Genomic DNA, 16,047 nt, shown 5'->3' with positions numbered 1-16,047 from the left:
ATCTGCTTCTTAGTCGCTCGCGGACTGCAGCGCGAGGCGTGCCCTGGACAGGCCGGCGCGCGCTATCCGGTCGACGTAGAGATAGACCACTGGGGTCGTGAACAAGGTGAGGATCTGGGATACCAGCAGCCCGCCGACCAGGGCGATGCCGACCGGACTGCGGAGTTCGGATCCGGCGCCGGTGCTCAGGGCCAGGGGGAGCGCGCCCAGGAGCGCGGCACCCGTCGTCATCATGATCGGCCGGAACCGCAGCAGGCACGCCTGCCGAATGGCTTCGTGCGCGCTGGATCCGTGATGGCGCAGCTCCTGCGCCACGTCAACCATCATGATTGCATTCTTCTTGACGATGCCGATGAGGAGGATGATGCCGATCACGGAGATCACGCTGAGGTCCTGGTGCATCAGCCACAGCGCGACCAGGGCGCCCAGGCCAGCCGAAGGCAAGGTGCTCAGGATCGTGATCGGATGGGCGAAGCTTTCGTACAGCATGCCCAGGACGATGTACACCGCAACAATGGCGGCGGCCACCAGCCAGGGCTCGCTGCTGTTGGACGCCTGGAAGGCCTTGGCATTGCCCTGGAACGTGCCATGCAGGGTAGGTGGCAGCCCCGCGCCCTGCAGGAGTCTTTCGACCGCGTCCACCGCATCGCCCAGGGCCGCTCCCTTGGCCAGGTTGAAGGACAGCGTCGCAGCGGGAAACTGGCTCTCGTGGTTCACCTGTGTCGCGGCCCAGGCCGGCTCCATGTGCGTGAACGCGCTGAGCGGGACCAGGGCGCCGTTCGAGGACGGTATGCGCAGCAGATCCAGGCCGGCCTCGTCGGACTTCTGTTCGGGCAGGACCTCCAGCACCACCTTGTACTGGTCGCTCTGCGTGAAGATGGTGCCGACGATCCGCTGGCCGAAGGCGTCATACAGGGTGTCGTCCAGCATCTGCGGCGTGATGCCGAAAGCGGCGGCGCGCTCGCGGTCGATCACCAGCGAGGCGTGCTGGACGCCGGCGTCCAGGTCGGTCGTCACGTCATCGAGTTGCGGCAGCTTCTTCAAGGCGGCCAAGAGCTTCGGGGTCCATGCGGTCAATTCCGCCAGGTCGGTGTCCTGCAAGGTGTACTGGAACTGGGTGGCGCTCGCGCGCCCGCCGATCTGCAACTCCTGGCGGGTCCGGAAATGCACGTCCACGTCGGAAATGTCTGCGACCGACCGGCGCAGGCGGTCCATCACGGCCAGCGCCGAATCGCTGCGCTGCGAGAACGGCGTGAGGTTGATGACCAGCCGCCCCTGGTTGAGGGGAGAGGGATTGATCCAGCTGTAGACGTTTGCCACGTCCGGGTCGGTGACGAGGCGCCGGACCACCCGGAGTTGCCGCCGGCTCATTTCCTGGAAGGAAATGTCCGTCCGGGCTTCCGTGGAGCCGAGGATCTGGCCGGTATCCTGCTGCGGGAAGAAGCCCTTGGGGATGGCGATGTACAGGGCGACGGTCGCCACGAGCACACCAACGGTGGCGGTCAGCGCCAGTGACGGCCGGCGCAGCACCTGATCCAGGCCTTTCGCATAGCCCGCGGCCAGGCGCGCGTAACCTGCTTCCAGCACCTGTGTCAGCCGACCGGGGCGGCGGCCCCGCTCAAGTCCCAGGAACATGCGGCACAGCATGGGTGTGACCGTCAGCGACACCAGCGCCGACACCAGCAGCGCCACGCACAGCGTGACCGAGAACTCCCGGAACATCCGGCCGACGATGTCGCCCATGAAGAGGAGCGGGATCAGTGCCGCAATCAGGGACACCGTCATGGAGACGACGGTGAAAGCCACCTCGCCGGCGCCGGTGAGCGCCGCCTGCAGCACCGGTTTGCCCATCTCGACATGCCGGATGATGTTTTCGATGACGACGATGGCGTCGTCGATGACAAAGCCGACCGCGATCGTCAGGCTCATGAGCGACAGGTTGTCGAGCGTGTAGCCGAGAAAGGCGAGAACGCCCAGGGTGCCGGCGATCGACAGCGGGATCGAGAGCACCGGAATCAGCGTGGACCACAGGCCGTGCACGAAGACGAACACCACCAGCACGACCAGCATCACCGTGAAGAGCAAGGTCCGCTGGACGTCGGAGAGGCTGGCGCGGATGGTCTGGGTGCGGTCGTTGACGACTTTCAGGTCGACCGAGCCGGGCAGCGTGCGCTGCAGCGCGGGCAGGGCCTGCCGGATCGCGTCGACGGTCTGGACCACGTTGCTGCCTGGCTGCTTGTGGATGTCGACGATGATCGCGCGATGGTCGCCCAGCCAGGCGGATGAATTCACGTCCTGCGGCCCGGCGATGGCGCGGCCGACATCGCGCACGTGGATGGGTGCGCCGTTGCGCCAGGCCAGCACCGCGTCCTCGTACTGGGTGGCGCTGACGAGCTGGTCCGAGGCATCGATGGTCGTCGACTTGCGCGGTCCGTCGAGGGTGCCCTTGGGCGCATTCACCGACAGGGTCCCCAGGGCGGCACGCACCTGCTCCAGGCTCAGGCCCAGCCCATTGAGCTTGTTGGCGTCCACCTGCACGCGCACCGCGGGTTTCTGCTCCCCGTGCAGGTCGATCAAGCCCACGCCCGGAATGCGCGAGAGCTGCTGCGCGATGTAGGTGTCCGCGTACCGGTCCAGTTCGGGCAAGGGCAAGGCGTCGGAGCTCACCGCGATGGACATGATCTGGAAGTCGGCGGGATTGGCCTTCTCCCAGCTCGGGGGACTGGGAAGGGTCTTCGGCAGCATCGGCGCAGCCGCGGCGATGGCGGACTGCACATCCTGGGCCGCAGCGTCGATGCTTCGGCTGGGGTCGAACTGCAGCGTGATCGAGGTCGCGCCTGTGGCGCTGCTGGAACTCATCTCGGTCATGCCCTGGATCAGCGTGAACTGGCGCTCCAGGGGCGTGGCGACCGAGGTGGCCATGATCTCGGCGCTTGCGCCCGGCAGGGCCGCCGAGACCTGGATCGTCGGCAGTTCCACCTGCGGGAGCGCGGCCAGGGGAAGCAGCGCATAGCCTGCCGCGCCGGCGAGCAGGATCAGCACGATCAGCAGGGTGGTGGCTACGGGACGTTGGATGAATGGCGCTGATGGATTCATGGGCGAGTCGCTGGCCTTTGGACGGTCAGCAGGTTTGGTTCGATCCTGCCATGGTCCTGAGGCGAGCCCAGCGCCGCAGCACGCCGCCATGGGCCGGCGACAACGGGACCCTCAGCGCGCTGGCCAGCACGGCGGTTGCGGCCATACGTGCGTGACGACCTGGGCGATGCCCACGGCGATCAAGGTCGCCAGTACCACTTCGAGCAATCTCCGCCCCACACGGACCCTGGAAACCGAGTCCGAGCGCCTCCGTCGCGAGATCGCCAGCCGCCGTGCCGAGCGCAAAGGTGACCAGCACGGCGCCCCAGTAGAACAGCTCCCGCGAGCGCGTCTCGATCGCATTGATGGCCAGCGTTCCTTCAGCCCGATGCCAGATCCAGAAGCAAGCCGCCAGCAGCACGCTGAAGACAACGGTGCTCACATAGAGGCTCACGTTCAGGGTGTCCGCCAGGATGTCGGTGATCTGGGTGCTGACGACGCTCAGGAGCACCACCGTCAGCCAGTAGATCCAGGGCACGTAGCGGTGCCGGGTCAGTTGCAGCAGCAGGGCCGCCACGAGCAGAGCGCTCATGAGCCCGGTGGTGAGGGCCGCGCCGAGGCCGACGTGCACGGCCAGATAGTCGGCGCCCGTCTCGCCCACAGTCGTCGCGAGGACCTTGATCACCCAGAAGCTCAAGGTGATGGCCGGGACCTTGTTCCAGAAGGCCGGGGCAAGGATGGCGGGACGAGCGGCCTCCATCACTTCTCCTGGGCTTCCTTGGTGGCTTCGGAGGCTTCCTGTGCGGGGCTTTCCTTCTTCTGCGATCCGAAGCTGGCATCTCGCGGGTAGTGCGAGGTGGCCGTGAAGGAACCCGCCAACTCCGGATAGGCCCGCGAGCGGACCTACTGATCGCGTTGCTATGTATCGCCGAGCTAGGGGTAAGAAGGCCGGTTCCGAGCAATTACCATTGAATGGAATTTCGGAGGCGCATGCCGCAAGCCACTCTGGAGAACTTGAGCCCATGCCCCACCGCACCATCGAAGCCCCCCATGCCGAACCCGAGCTGAAAAGCGCGGGCCTCAAGTCGACGCTGCCGCGCGTCCTCGTGCTGGACATCATTCGGCACAGCGAGTCGCGCCACCTCGGCGCCGAAGACATCTACCGGCGGGTGGTGGAGCAGGGCGCGGACGTCGGACTGGCGACGGTCTACCGGGTCTTGTCGCAGCTCGAGGCCGCGGGCCTGCTGCTGCGGAACGTCTTCGACGGCGGCAAGGCAGTCTTCGAGATCAACGAAGGCGAACACCACGACCACCTCATCTGCCTCGCGTGCGGCAGGGTGGACGAATTCAGCGACGAACTGATCGAGGCCCGTCAGCGCGAAACCGCCAAGGCGCGCGGCTTCGAACTCGCGGACCACCGGCTGGCCTTGTACGGCCATTGCGAGACCTGCGTCCGGTTGCGCGGCGCAGGCGGCTGAAGGTTTTTACACCTTCCATGAAATCTGTTGCGCGACCTTGCGCGATCGAGCAAGGCCGAAGCCGGACTGCGAGTCCGGCGCGCGATCAGGCATTGGACACCAGCCCCTTGGTCGGGCCCGATACGGACGTGCCAGATCCAACCATGGTGATCCACTTCGAACCGCGGCGAGGCCCCGAGGCGGCTCAACTGGCGCGCAACTCCTCCACTTGCGAGTGCAGCGACAGAGCAAGGCTGCGCCGGTTCTGTCCATCCGTGTCCAACGCCGGCCCGAAGGCGATCCGAACCGTCACTCGCGCGGACACGGTGCGCCAGATGGATTCGAGCAGCCCGTCGCTGCCGGTGTATGAAGCACGCCGGCAAATCAGTCCGGTGTCGGACTCTCGATAGATGAGCGCAACAGGCTGCACCCTGGCCTGCGCATCGATCGGTGCCTGCAGGAGGCTGCCCCGGAACGGTTGCACTCCGGTGCCGTCGGTCGTGGTGCCTTCGGGGAAGAGGACGACTATCTCACCCGCGCGCAAATGCGCGGCGACCGAACCCACCGCCGCCGCGGCGCTACGCGAGCTCTGTCGATCGATGTAGATGGTGCCCAGCCGGCTGGCGATCGCGCCAATCACCGGCCACGCACGGACCTCGGACTTGGCGATGAAGCGCGTGGGGCAGAGACACTGGATCGCGATCATGTCCAGCCACGAAACATGGTTGGAAACGAGCATCACCGGGCCGACAGCGCGCCGCCCTGTTTCCTCGATGGAAACGCCGGCCATCCTCAGCAACTTCGAGCACCACGATTGCACGAGCGCTCTCCTGCGGACGTGTGAAACTCTCGGCAGCACCAGCACGGCTTGCACCCATCCCCAAGCGAAGTGGCCTGCCAATCGAAGAACGCGCCATCCCGTTTGAAGAAACAGGGCGGTTCGAACGGCAGGGTTAGCGTGCATGCAGGAACACGGCGCGCGGCCGCCACTATGCGATGGACGAAGGATGACGAACTGCCGTGGCACGACGGTGACAAGGCACCCTCCGGTCCGCGTCAGACTCCGCGCTTGCTGCGCGGACAGGTTCTCCGGTTCAGAGCGCGCCGAGACCCAGCGCCTTGCCCTGCTTGTCTTTCACCGATGCGATCGCCTTGAACGCGCTGGCCTGCACCCGATCGGGTAGCCGGACGAAATTCGCCTGCTGCACGAGCGCATCGCCGTGGTTGAAAGCCCACAGGAAGAACTTCAAGGCCGCTGCCGTCTGTTCGGGGCGGTTGCTGACCCGCGGCACAACGACGAAGGTACCCATGGTGATCGGCCAAGTGGCCTTGCCACGCTGCGAGGTGAGGGTGGACGTGAACGAGCCAGTGGCGGACCAATCGCTGGCGGCCAGCGCCGCCCGGAAGCCGGGCACGCTCGCGCGCACGAACTCGCCGTCCGCGTTGCGCACCTGCGCCGAGGCCAGCTTGTAGTCGGAGACGTAGCCGAAATCGGCATAGCCGATCGCGCCTGCATGTTCCTTGACGTCCTTCACGACGCCCTCGCTTCCAGTCATCGCGACCGCACCTGCGGGCCAAGCGACCAGCGTCTTGGCCCCGTAGCGCTGCTTCCACGCGGGACTCTCCTTCGAGAGGTAGTCGGTGAAGTTGAAAGTGGTGCCCGATCCGTCGGCACGCACCACGACGCGAATGGCAAGGTCAGGCAGCGAGACTCCGGGGTTGAGCTGTCGCAGTTCCGGCGCGGACCAGTTCCGGATCTCGCCCATGAAGATGCGTGCGAGCACCTCGCCGCTCAGGCGCAACTCCCCGTCCGCCACATGCGGCAGGTTCACCACCGGGGCGATCCCGGTGATCGCCACCGGGAACAGCACCAGCCCGTCCTTCGCGAGTTCGGACTCCGTAGGGGCCACGTCGGAGGCGCCAAAACCCGTTTCGCCTCCCCGTATCTTCTTCAGGCCGGCCGAGGAGCCGACGGACTCATAAGCAAATGCGGTGCCGGTAACCTTGCCGTACTCGCGTGCCCACACCTGATAAATCGGTGCTGCGGCCGTGGACCCTGCACCCGAGATCGTTTCCGCGCCTGCCTGCGCGCTGATGCTGCACGCCGCTGCGAGCAAGAAAAAAGCGGCCACGCCGCTGAGACTCTGTCTGAACACTGGCACTCCGTGCGATTTGCTTCGGGGAACCCCTGATTGTGACGCCGTGCTGGCGGAAGCCTGTCTGGACCGTCAGCCGCGGGACATGCCGCAGCAGTTCCTGCGGCGTTCCCGGGAAATTGCGACCGAGATCCATCCTTCCGCGCGGCAGGCCCTCCAGGTGGCGGGGATGAGTCCGGTCACTCACGTTCCCCGTAGCTGGGCGTCTGTCCTCCGGGGTTCGCGACGGAAGGTCGTGGCAAGGACTGGTCGCGAGGAGGGCCGCCAAGCATCGATTGACGACTTCCTCCGCCTGGGGCATCCCGGCGAAGGAGTCGGTTCTCGTTGCACTTGTGCCAGGCGTGGCTGTGGACCTGCAAAGCACGGCGACCTGATGGCGCGCGCTAGCGCCCAGGGCCAGCGCTGGCCGACCGTGCGGCGGATGACGCGACCACGCAGACCGTGTGCTCGTGATGAGACGCTGCGAATAGCTGGATCCGCATCCAACCGCACCCAAAGTGAGCGGTTCGGACTGTCACCGGCGCCCAAAAGAAAACGGGCCGCTACATCTTCTGTAGCGGCCCGCCTTTGGCCGAAGCCTTGTGAGTGGTGGGTCCTGTAGGATTCGAACCTACGACCTACGGATTAAGAGTCCGCTGCTCTACCAACTGAGCTAAGAACCCACTGCTGAAACTGGGTTGGCCGACCGGAGGGTTTGTGCAACTCGTCCGCAACGTCGACAACGGCATGAAGTGTAGCACACACGAGCGAGCCCTTCCCGCGAGTCCCCACTGAGAACTGAGCGAAGCTGACGCCAGCGGCCGCCGCGAGCTCGCCGCCAAATGTCCTGTCGACAGGACGTCCGTCGCTCAAATGTTCCATTGATAGTACAGATCGGCCGCGCGCAGTATTTCCGGTCGCGTGCGCCGACCTCAAGGTGGGCAACCTCGACGCCGCGCAGGCCGGGCCCGCGGAGATCACCCGTTCCACGCTCGTGGCCTCGACTTCCGCCATGCCGGAACACTGCCGCGTCGGCCAGTGAGCCGGCAAAGAAAAAAGGCCTTGAACAGTGTTCAAGGCCTTTTCGGATTGGGTTGTGGTGGAGAGGAGGAGGATCGAACTCCCGACCTTCGCATTGCGAACGCGACGCTCTCCCAGCTGAGCTACCCCCCCACAACAGGCGCTATTGTAGCAAAAGCCGAGGGCGCCTCGCGCCGCTTTCAGGCGAAGGTGGTTTCGAGCTCCTTGCGGATCCGATAGGCGTGCGTGCCCTGGTCGACGGCGACGTCGTTCCAGCTCAGGCTCTGCCCTTTCTTCACCGGGCGCAGCACCTTGATGTCGTGGGCCAGCCCCAGCGGCAAGCCGCCCATGCGGATCGAGGTTTGCGCGGGCAGCAGCTTGCCCCAAATCGTGTAGCCGCCTTCGCCGTCCAGCATTTCGCCCGGCGCGAGATCGCGCTTTGCCGTGGCGACGACGTCAGCATTCCAACAGCTTGCGACGCCTGTCGCTTCGCCGCGCAGCGCGACGCTCGCAACCGACAGGCCCACTTCCAGGCCGATCAGGTGCCAGCGCTTGTACAGGGTGAAGTAGCGGCCGCTCGGGTCGGTGTGCGCGTTGTATTCCTCGAAGCAGTTCCTGACGTACTCGGTTTCCGCTTCGACGGTGACCCACACGCCCATGCGGATGTCGTAGGGGATCACGCGGCCATCCGGCTCCAGCGAGGAGACCACTTCGACCATGCCCTTGCGTTCCAGCACGCCACCTTCGCTTTTCGGCCGGGTCACGAAGGGGATGTCGGCGACGCTGGCCGGCGGATACAGCAGGCCGTTGCCGGGCACCGTCAGGCCCGTGGCGTTGGCGACCGCGGTGCTCTCGATCGAAGGCTTGGAGCCATCGAGGAAGCTGTTGAACATCTTCGGGTTGAGGCCGCCGCGCTGCGCCTGTTCGGGCGTGAGGCCGTAGTTGCCCCACACCGTCTCCGGCGTCGATTCGCAGAAATGCGGCAGCCACTTGTGGCCGCGTCCCGCCGCCACCACCGGGAAGCCGCAGGTGCGGGCCCAGTCGACCAGGTCGCAGATCAGCGCCGGCTGGTCGCCGAAGGCGAGCGAATAGACCACGCCGGCCTGCTGCGCCTTGCGCGCGAGCAGCGGGCCACAGAAGGCATCCGCTTCCACCGTGACGTTGACGACATGCTTGCCATGGGCGAAGGCCTCCAGGCAGTGGTCGACCGCGGCGATCGGGTGACCGGTGCATTCCACCACCACGTCGATGGCGGGATGGCGCACCAGCGCCTGCCAGTCCTCGCCGACGTGGGTGGCGCCGGTCTTCAGCGCGTCGTCGATGGACGCGGCTTGCGCGCGTTCCGGCTTCCAGCCTACCCGCGCCAGGTTGGCGCGCGCGTTGGTGGGTGACAGGTCCGCGATCGCGGCCAGGTGCACGCCGGGCGTGCGCGGCACCTGTGCGAGATACATCGAGCCGAACTTGCCGGCGCCGATCAGGCCGACGCGGATCGGCCGGCCTTCGGCGGCGCGCTTCTGCAGTTGCGCATGCAGCGACATCGTCAGGCCGCCTTCCTCAGTTGTTCGAACGGTTCCGGGGAGGTGACGAGCGCGCTTGCCGGCATGCCGTTGCGCCACGGCAGGTCCACCGGGTAGGGCGCGGTCAGGCAGTCGTCCGGCAGGCAGGCAATGGGCGTGAAGTCGCGGTGCGCGATGTATTCCGGCCGCTTGAAGCGGCGGATGTGGTTGGAGACCGCGCACAGCGACAGGTAGACGCTGACGCGGTTCCACGGCGACAGGTTGCTGCTGGAGGCGTGCACCAGGCAGCTGTGGAACAGGATCATCGAACCCGCGGGGCCCTTCGGCGAAACGATGCCGCCGTCCTTGCCGCCGGCGCGCTCGACCAGCTGCGCGATCAAGGCGTTGTCCACGGTCCACAGCGGGTAGCTGGTGGTGGTGAGGTCGTGCTTCGCCTCCACCACGCCCTTCCTGTGGCTGCCCGGGATGAACATCAGCGGGCCGTTGTACTCGTTGACGTCGTCCAGGAAGATGGCCACGTTCATCGCGCGCTCGGTGGGCATCTGGTCGTCGTTGAGCCAGGTGCCGTAGTCCTGGTGCCATTGCCAGACGTCGCCCTCGAAGGCCATCTTGCCGTTGATCTTGAACTGGTGCATGTACACGTCTTCGCCGAACAGCTCCCGCACCGGTTCCACCATGCGCGGATGCCGCGCCAACTTGGCGAAAGGCTCGCTGACCATGTGCGCGGCGAAGTTGGTCCGCACCGCGTCGCTGTCCTTTTCGCGCACGTTGAAGGCCTCGCGGCGGGCGTACAGGCCGGGCACGGCCCCGGTCAGCGCGCGCGTCTCCGCCGGCGTGAAGTGGCCGGGGAAGAACAGGTAGCCGTCGCGGTCGAATTGCGCGAGCTGCTCCTTGGTCAGATGCATGGCGTGTGTCTCCTGGTTGGATGTGGCTTCAGGACTGCTGGGGATTGCGGTTCTTGAGCACCCGTTCGAGCTGCTCGGCGAGGTTGACGCTCGCGTTCAGGCTGTGTTCCTCGATCAGGCGGGCGGCGGTGGAACCGTTGCCCGCGGCGATGGCGGTGGCGATGGCCTCGTGTTCGTCCCGCACCGCTTCGCGCTGGCCGGTCTGCTGCAGCACGGCGCCCATCACGCGCTTCAGGTGGCGCCAGTGCAGCTGCGCGCTCTGCTCGATCAGCGGGTTGTCGGCAGCTGCGTAGATGGCGGCGTGGAAGGCGAGGTCGGCCTCGATCATCGCGGCCACGTCCTCGCCGCGCGCCGCCTTGCGGCCTTGCTGCAGCAGCCGCGCCGGCACGCGGAAGCGGCGCTGCGCGGCCAGCCGCGCGGCCAGCGCGTCGAGCGCACCGCGCACCTGGTAGACCTTTTGCATCCATTGCGCATCCAGCGGCGCCACCTGCAGGCCGCGGCCCGGCGCGTCCTGCACGAAGCCATCCTTCTTGAGGAGGCGCAAGGCCTGTAAAACCGGTTGACGCGACACGGCCAGCTGCTGCGCAATCTCTTCCTGGGTGAAGCGCTGGCCCGGCGCCAGCGAGCCGTCGCTGATGGCGTCGAGCAGGCTGCGGTAGACGCGATCCACGAGGTCGGGGGCGGCTTCGAGTTGGACCAGTTGCGCAGGCATGCCGGATTCTGTATACCGAATACGGTATCGTCAAAGACCTGGAAGTTGCAAAATGTCTGTACTTGTGTCCAAATGTTGCGGAAGAATCAGGGGCGAGAGGGGTCTATGCAGTTGCAGGACGGAGCGTGGTACGACCGCATGTACAACAACCGTGCGCTCGTGCCCGACCATGGGGAGTACTTCGCCCGGTGGGCGAGCGAGTCGGACCGGGCACGGCGGGAGAACCCCTGTGAACTGGACCTGGCCTACGGCGAGGCCCCGGGCGAGAAACTGGACGTGTTCCCGGCGGTGCAGCCCAACGCGCCGGTGCTCGTCTTCATCCACGGCGGCTGGTGGCGCGCGATGGACAAGGCGGACCACTCCTTCATCGCGCCGTCCTTCACGCGCGACGGCGCCTGCGTCGTCGTGCCGAACTACACGCTCTGTCCCGCGGTGACGGTGCCGCAGATCGCGGTGCAGATGGTGAAGGCGCTGGCCTGGTGCCATCGCAACATCGCGCGCTTCGGTGGCGACCCGCGCCGCATCAAGCTGGCGGGCCACTCGGCCGGGGGCCAGCTGGTGACGCTGATGCTGCTGTGCCTGTGGCAGCAGCACCACCCGTCCTTGCCGCGCGACCTGGCGTGCCATGCGCTGGCGATCTCGCCGCTGCACGACCTCGAACCGATCATGTGCACGCCGCACCTGCAGCAGACGCTGGCGCTGACGCCGCAGCAGGTCGCCCAGGCCAGCCCGGCGCGGCTGCCGGCGCCGCGCCAAGGGACGCTGTATTCGGTGGTGGGTGGCGGCGAGAGCGAGGAGTTCCTGCGCCAGAACCGGCTGATCCAGGAAGCCTGGGGCCCGCGCCGCGTGCCGGTGTGCGAGGCGCTGCCGGGGCTGAACCACTTCAGCGTGCTGGAAGCGCTGGCGACGCCGAGCCATCGGCTGCACCAGCTGGCGCTGGATATCCTGCGGGCGTGAAAAAGCCGCGCAATGCGCGGCTCTTCAGGACGCCCTGGGTCCCCACCTGCGCGGGGATGGCGAGGAATTACATCAACAGGTGCTCGCCGGCATTCTCGCCGCCGAGGATCACGTAGTTGACGCGCCGCAGGTCCGACAGCCTGGTGCCACCCGCATACGAGATGGACGACTGCAGGTCTTCCTGCATCTCGCGCAGCGTGTCGGGCAGCTTGCCCTTGACCGGCTCTAGGATGCGCTTGCCTTCCACGTGCTTGTACTCGCCCTTGTTGAAGTCGGAGGCGCTGCCGTAGTACTCCTTGTACAGGCGGCCGTCGACTTCCACCGTGGAGCCCGGCGACTCCTCGTGGCCGGCCAGCATGGAGCCGATCATCACCATGGTCGCGCCGAAGCGGATGCTCTTGGCGATGTCGCCGTGCTCGCGGATGCCGCCGTCGGCGATGATGGGCTTGGTCGCCACGCGGGCGCACCACTTCAGCGCCGACAGCTGCCAGCCGCCGGTGCCGAAGCCGGTCTTCATGCGGGTGATGCAGACCTTGCCCGGGCCGATGCCCACCTTGGTCGCGTCGGCGCCCCAGTTCTCCAGGTCGATCACCGCTTCCGGCGTGCCCACGTTGCCGGCGATCACGAACGAGCCGGGCAGCTTCGCCTTCAGGTGCTCGATCATGTTCTTCACGGTATCGGCATGGCCGTGCGCGATGTCGATGGTCACGTACTCGGGCACCAGGCCTTCGGCGGCCAGCTGGTTCACCGCCTCGTAGTCGGCGGGCTTCACGCCCACGGAGATCGACGCGAACGCGCCCGCCTGCTTCATCTTGCGGACGAACTTCACGTTGTCCAGGTCGAAGCGGTGCATGACGTAGAAGTAGCCGTTCTGGGCCAGCCAGAGGCAGATCTTTTCGTCCACCACGGTCTTCATGTTGGCCGGCATCACCGGCAGCTTGAACTTGCGCCCGCCGAACTCGAGCGAAGGGTCGCATTCCGAGCGGCTCTCCACGCGGCACTTGCGCGGCAGCAGCAGCACGTTGTCGTAGTCGAAGATTTCCATTTGATTCCAGGCTCCGGAGGTCTGTTGTTGAACAGGTGGACGCTTGGACTGGGACCCGGCCGTTCGTGGGGAGCCCGCAAACGAAAAACCGGACCACATATGCTTGGGCCCGGTGACTGATTCTACTGCGGCCGGTCTACTCGGGACATCCGGTTTCCGTGATAGCCCTTATTTCGCCATGCCCATCTTGAAGCACGGCCACCAGGCGCAGCCGTTCCGGCCGGACGCCTTCGGCCACCCGCATGGCGCGCGTCTCTTCCAGCACGGAAGCCGGGCGCGACCAGTCGGGCCGGAACACGCCACGGACCAGGTTGCGCGGCACCGGGCTGCCCTCGACGCCGGCGGGCAACTGCTCCACCAGTAGCAGCCAGGCGTTCCAGCGCGCCTGGCCCGGCATTTTCAGTTCCATCGACACGCCGACGTAGTCGTTGAAGGCATCGCCCAGGGCGATGCGCAGCGGCGCTCCCTTGCCGGCGCGGCGGCTGGCTACGCTGGTGGCGCGCTCGGGCGGGGTCTTCTTGAGGAAGGCGAGCCGCTCGGCCGCCTCGTCGACCGCCACCGTCGCCAGCGGCGCGTTCTCGCCCTGGGCGCCGGGCAGCACCCAGTCCAGCGCCAAGGTGCCCGCGGGCGCCTGGGGCGTGGCCGGGTCGCGCCAGCAGGCTTCGCAGTCGGCATTGATGAAGCGCTCCAGCAGCGCCTGCGCTTGCGGCACCTTGTCGCTGGTGCACAGGGCGTGCGCGCTGGCGGCGGCCAGCCCGAGCAGGGCGGCGATAAGCGGAATGCGGACCATCGTTGATGCTGAGTTTCTACAATGCTTCATGTTCCCAGAAGTCGCCGCCGAGTCCCCGCTGCTGCAAAGCCTGAATCCCGAGCAGCGCGCCGCAGTCACCCTGCCCAACGAACACGCCCTGATCCTCGCGGGCGCCGGTTCCGGCAAGACCCGCGTGCTGACCACCCGCATCGCCTGGCTGCTGGCCACCGGCCAGATCGGCCCCGGCAACGTGATGGCCGTGACCTTTACCAACAAGGCGGCCAAGGAAATGATGACACGGCTGGCGGCGATGCTGCCGGTCAACGTGCGCGGCATGTGGATCGGCACCTTCCACGGCCTGTGCAACCGCTTCCTGCGCGCGCACTACAAGCTGGCCAACCTGCCGCAGAGCTTCCAGATCCTCGACACGCAGGACCAGCTGTCCGCCATCAAGCGGCTGATGAAGCAGAACAACGTCGACGAGGAGCGTTTCCCGGCCAAGGAAACGCAGTGGTACATCGCCGGCCTGAAGGAAGAGGGCCTGCGCCCGAACGCCGTCGACGTGCGCACCGAGGAAGACCGCCGCAAGGTGGAGATCTACCAGCTGTACGAAGAGCAGTGCCAGCGCGAAGGCGTGGTGGATTTCGCGGAGCTGATGCTGCGCAGCTACGAGGTGCTGCGCGACAACGACCCGATCCGCGAGCACTACCAACGCCGCTTCCACCACATCCTGATCGACGAGTTCCAGGACACCAACAAGCTGCAGTACGCCTGGATCAAGATGTTCGCCGGCGCGCAGAACTCGGTGCTCGCCGTCGGTGACGACGACCAGAGCATCTATGCCTTCCGCGGCGCGCGCGTGGGCAACATGTCCGATTTCGTCAGCGAGTTCAGCGTGCGGCACCAGATCAAGCTGGAGCAGAACTATCGCAGCTACAGCAACATCCTCGACTCGGCCAACGAGCTGATCGCGCACAACAAGACGCGCCTGGGCAAGAACCTGCGCACCGACCAGGGCGCCGGCGAGCCGGTGCGCATCTACGAAGCGCCCACCGACATGGCGGAAGCGCAGTGGATGGTGGAGGAGGTGCGCAACCTGGTGCGCGATGACAACCGCCGCAACGAGATCGCCATCCTCTATCGCAGCAACGCGCAGAGCCGGGTGGTCGAAACCGCGCTGTTCAACGCCGCGGTTCCGTATCGCGTGTACGGTGGCCTGCGCTTCTTCGAGCGGGCCGAAATCAAGCACGCGCTGGCTTACCTGCGGCTGCTCGAGAACCCGAGCGACGACACCAGCTTCCTGCGTGTCGTCAATTTCCCGGCGCGCGGCATCGGCGCGCGCAGCATCGAGCAGTTGCAGGATGCCGCGCGCACTGCCGGCAGCTCGCTGCACGACGCGGTGGCGCAGACCACGGGCAAGGCCGGCGCCAACCTGGCGGCCTTCGTGGCGAAGGTCGAGGCCATGCGCAAGGAGACCGAAGGCCTCACCTTGCGCGAGATCATCGAGGTGATGTTGCAGCAGAGCGGCCTCATCGACCACTACCGGGCCGAGCGCGATGGCGCCGACCGCATCGAGAACCTGGAAGAACTGGTCAACGCGGCCGAGAGCTTCGTCACCCAGGAAGGCTTCGGGCGCGATGCCGTGGCGCTGCCGGTCGACGAACTGGGCAAGACGGTGCTGCGCCAGTCCCCGGCCAGCCAGGGCCTGGACCCGAGCCTGCCGGAAGTGAACGAGCCGGCGCCCGACTACGTGCCGCCCGATGCCGAGACCGGCGAGACGCTGTCGCCGCTGGCCGCTTTCCTCACGCATGCGGCGCTGGAGTCGGGCGACAACCAGGCGCAAGCCGGCCAGGACGCGGTGCAGCTGATGACGGTGCACGCGGCCAAGGGCCTGGAATTCGACTGCGTGTTCGTGAGCGGCCTGGAAGAGGGCCTGTTCCCCAGCGAGCGCTCGCTGGCCGACTACGGCGGCCTGGAAGAAGAACGGCGCCTGATGTACGTGGCGATCACGCGCGCGCGCAAGCGCCTGTACCTGAGCCACTCGCAGACGCGGCTGCTGCATGGCCAGACGCGCTACAACGTGCGCAGCCGCTTTTTCGACGAACTGCCGGAACACGCGCTGAAGTGGCTGACGCCCAAGAACCAGAGCTTCGGCGGCTCCGCCTTCGGCTTCGGCATGGGCTACCCGACTTCGCGCTCGGGCAACTCCTCCGCCACCGGCTATGGCCGCGGCAGCAGCGAGACTTTCGCCAGCCCGCCGGTGCCGCCGCAGAAATCCGAACCCGCACACGGCCTGAAGGCGGGCATGAAGGTGTTCCACACCAAGTTCGGGGAAGGGACCGTGCTGACGCTGGAAGGCTCAGGCCAGGACGCGCGGGCGCACATCAACTTCCCGCGCCACGGCGCGAAGTGGCTGGCGCTTTCGGTGGCGAAGCTGACGCCGGTGACTTGATGCAAGCCGGGGCGGAGGCCC

General features: G+C 66.6%; 12 protein-coding genes and 2 tRNA genes. 3 read left to right on the top strand and 11 right to left on the bottom strand.

The genetic code is table 11. The features are described from left to right. Positions 1–9 precede the first annotated feature (9 nt). Together HHL11_RS23420 and HHL11_RS23415 are read right to left on the bottom strand one after the other, a co-directional pair. Positions 10–3,096, bottom strand: a complete 3,087-nt coding sequence (locus HHL11_RS23420) for an efflux RND transporter permease subunit (RefSeq protein WP_169420961.1) — start codon at positions 3,094–3,096, stop codon at positions 10–12. Positions 3,097–3,121: 25 nt separating this feature from the next. Further along, the gene (locus tag HHL11_RS23415) at positions 3,122–3,835 is read right to left on the bottom strand and encodes a COG4705 family protein (protein ID WP_169420960.1); all 714 of its coding nucleotides are present in this window, start codon (positions 3,833–3,835) and stop codon (positions 3,122–3,124) included. Positions 3,836–4,097: 262 nt separating this feature from the next. On the opposite strand from HHL11_RS23415, the gene fur reads away from it, so the two are divergent. Next, a complete protein-coding gene (gene fur, locus HHL11_RS23410; protein ID WP_169420959.1) occupies positions 4,098–4,553 on the top strand; it encodes a ferric iron uptake transcriptional regulator in 456 nt (151 codons plus the stop codon). A gap of 184 nt (positions 4,554–4,737) precedes the next feature. On the opposite strand, the gene HHL11_RS23405 is transcribed toward fur, so the two are convergent. The 7 genes from HHL11_RS23405 to HHL11_RS23375 all read right to left on the bottom strand — a co-directional run bounded on the left by HHL11_RS23405 (position 4,738) and on the right by HHL11_RS23375 (position 10,821). Further along, positions 4,738–5,352: a 1-acyl-sn-glycerol-3-phosphate acyltransferase gene (locus HHL11_RS23405; RefSeq protein ID WP_169420958.1), complete on the bottom strand. Its 615-nt coding sequence runs from the start codon at positions 5,350–5,352 to the stop codon at positions 4,738–4,740. 274 nt (positions 5,353–5,626) lie between these two features. Next, complete coding sequence (gene pstS, locus HHL11_RS23400; RefSeq protein ID WP_342593263.1) at positions 5,627–6,664, bottom strand: phosphate ABC transporter substrate-binding protein PstS; 1,038 nt, start codon at positions 6,662–6,664, stop codon at positions 5,627–5,629. A 610-nt stretch (positions 6,665–7,274) separates the two neighbouring features. Next, a tRNA-Lys gene (locus HHL11_RS23395) sits at positions 7,275–7,350 on the bottom strand. Positions 7,351–7,764: 414 nt separating this feature from the next. Further along, a tRNA-Ala gene (locus HHL11_RS23390) sits at positions 7,765–7,840 on the bottom strand. Positions 7,841–7,887: 47 nt separating this feature from the next. Then, positions 7,888–9,225, bottom strand: a complete 1,338-nt coding sequence (locus HHL11_RS23385; RefSeq protein WP_169420957.1) for an NAD(P)H-dependent oxidoreductase — start codon at positions 9,223–9,225, stop codon at positions 7,888–7,890. Between the two features lie 2 nt (positions 9,226–9,227). After that, a complete protein-coding gene (locus HHL11_RS23380) occupies positions 9,228–10,109 on the bottom strand; it encodes a phytanoyl-CoA dioxygenase family protein (RefSeq protein WP_169420956.1) in 882 nt (293 codons plus the stop codon). 28 nt (positions 10,110–10,137) lie between these two features. Further along, positions 10,138–10,821, bottom strand: coding sequence for a GntR family transcriptional regulator (locus tag HHL11_RS23375; protein WP_169420955.1), 684 nt, complete (start codon positions 10,819–10,821; stop codon positions 10,138–10,140). 105 nt (positions 10,822–10,926) lie between these two features. On the opposite strand from HHL11_RS23375, the gene HHL11_RS23370 reads away from it, so the two are divergent. After that, complete coding sequence (locus HHL11_RS23370; RefSeq protein ID WP_169420954.1) at positions 10,927–11,778, top strand: alpha/beta hydrolase; 852 nt, start codon at positions 10,927–10,929, stop codon at positions 11,776–11,778. A gap of 67 nt (positions 11,779–11,845) precedes the next feature. Here HHL11_RS23370 and HHL11_RS23365 read toward each other — a convergent pair whose 3' ends face one another. Continuing rightward, positions 11,846–12,823, bottom strand: coding sequence for a GMP reductase (locus HHL11_RS23365; protein ID WP_169420953.1), 978 nt, complete (start codon positions 12,821–12,823; stop codon positions 11,846–11,848). 136 nt (positions 12,824–12,959) lie between these two features. Then, positions 12,960–13,613: a hypothetical protein gene (locus HHL11_RS23360; protein WP_205964535.1), complete on the bottom strand. Its 654-nt coding sequence runs from the start codon at positions 13,611–13,613 to the stop codon at positions 12,960–12,962. 28 nt (positions 13,614–13,641) lie between these two features. Between HHL11_RS23360 and HHL11_RS23355 the strand changes: the two genes are divergently transcribed. Beyond that, positions 13,642–16,026 (top strand): UvrD-helicase domain-containing protein, encoded by a 2,385-nt coding sequence (locus HHL11_RS23355; RefSeq protein ID WP_169420952.1) that lies wholly within the window; start codon positions 13,642–13,644, stop codon positions 16,024–16,026. Positions 16,027–16,047: the final 21 nt, after the last annotated feature.

This window comes from Ramlibacter agri (assembly GCF_012927085.1).
Lineage (GTDB): Bacteria > Pseudomonadota > Gammaproteobacteria > Burkholderiales > Burkholderiaceae_C > Ramlibacter > Ramlibacter agri.
This window is presented reverse-complemented; position numbering and strand designations above follow the sequence as displayed.

Coding starts and splice junctions, on each gene's coding strand:
- HHL11_RS23420 (WP_169420961.1), bottom strand. CDS start 3,096: ATGAATCCATCAGCGCCATTCATCCAACGTCCCGTAGCCACCACCCTG.
- HHL11_RS23360 (WP_205964535.1), bottom strand. CDS start 13,613: ATGGTCCGCATTCCGCTTATCGCCGCCCTGCTCGGGCTGGCCGCCGCC.
- HHL11_RS23415 (WP_169420960.1), bottom strand. CDS start 3,835: ATGGAGGCCGCTCGTCCCGCCATCCTTGCCCCGGCCTTCTGGAACAAG.
- HHL11_RS23355 (WP_169420952.1), top strand. CDS start 13,642: ATGTTCCCAGAAGTCGCCGCCGAGTCCCCGCTGCTGCAAAGCCTGAAT.
- HHL11_RS23375 (WP_169420955.1), bottom strand. CDS start 10,821: ATGCCTGCGCAACTGGTCCAACTCGAAGCCGCCCCCGACCTCGTGGAT.
- HHL11_RS23370 (WP_169420954.1), top strand. CDS start 10,927: ATGCAGTTGCAGGACGGAGCGTGGTACGACCGCATGTACAACAACCGT.
- fur (WP_169420959.1), top strand. CDS start 4,098: ATGCCCCACCGCACCATCGAAGCCCCCCATGCCGAACCCGAGCTGAAA.
- HHL11_RS23380 (WP_169420956.1), bottom strand. CDS start 10,109: ATGCATCTGACCAAGGAGCAGCTCGCGCAATTCGACCGCGACGGCTAC.
- HHL11_RS23365 (WP_169420953.1), bottom strand. CDS start 12,823: ATGGAAATCTTCGACTACGACAACGTGCTGCTGCTGCCGCGCAAGTGC.
- HHL11_RS23385 (WP_169420957.1), bottom strand. CDS start 9,225: ATGTCGCTGCATGCGCAACTGCAGAAGCGCGCCGCCGAAGGCCGGCCG.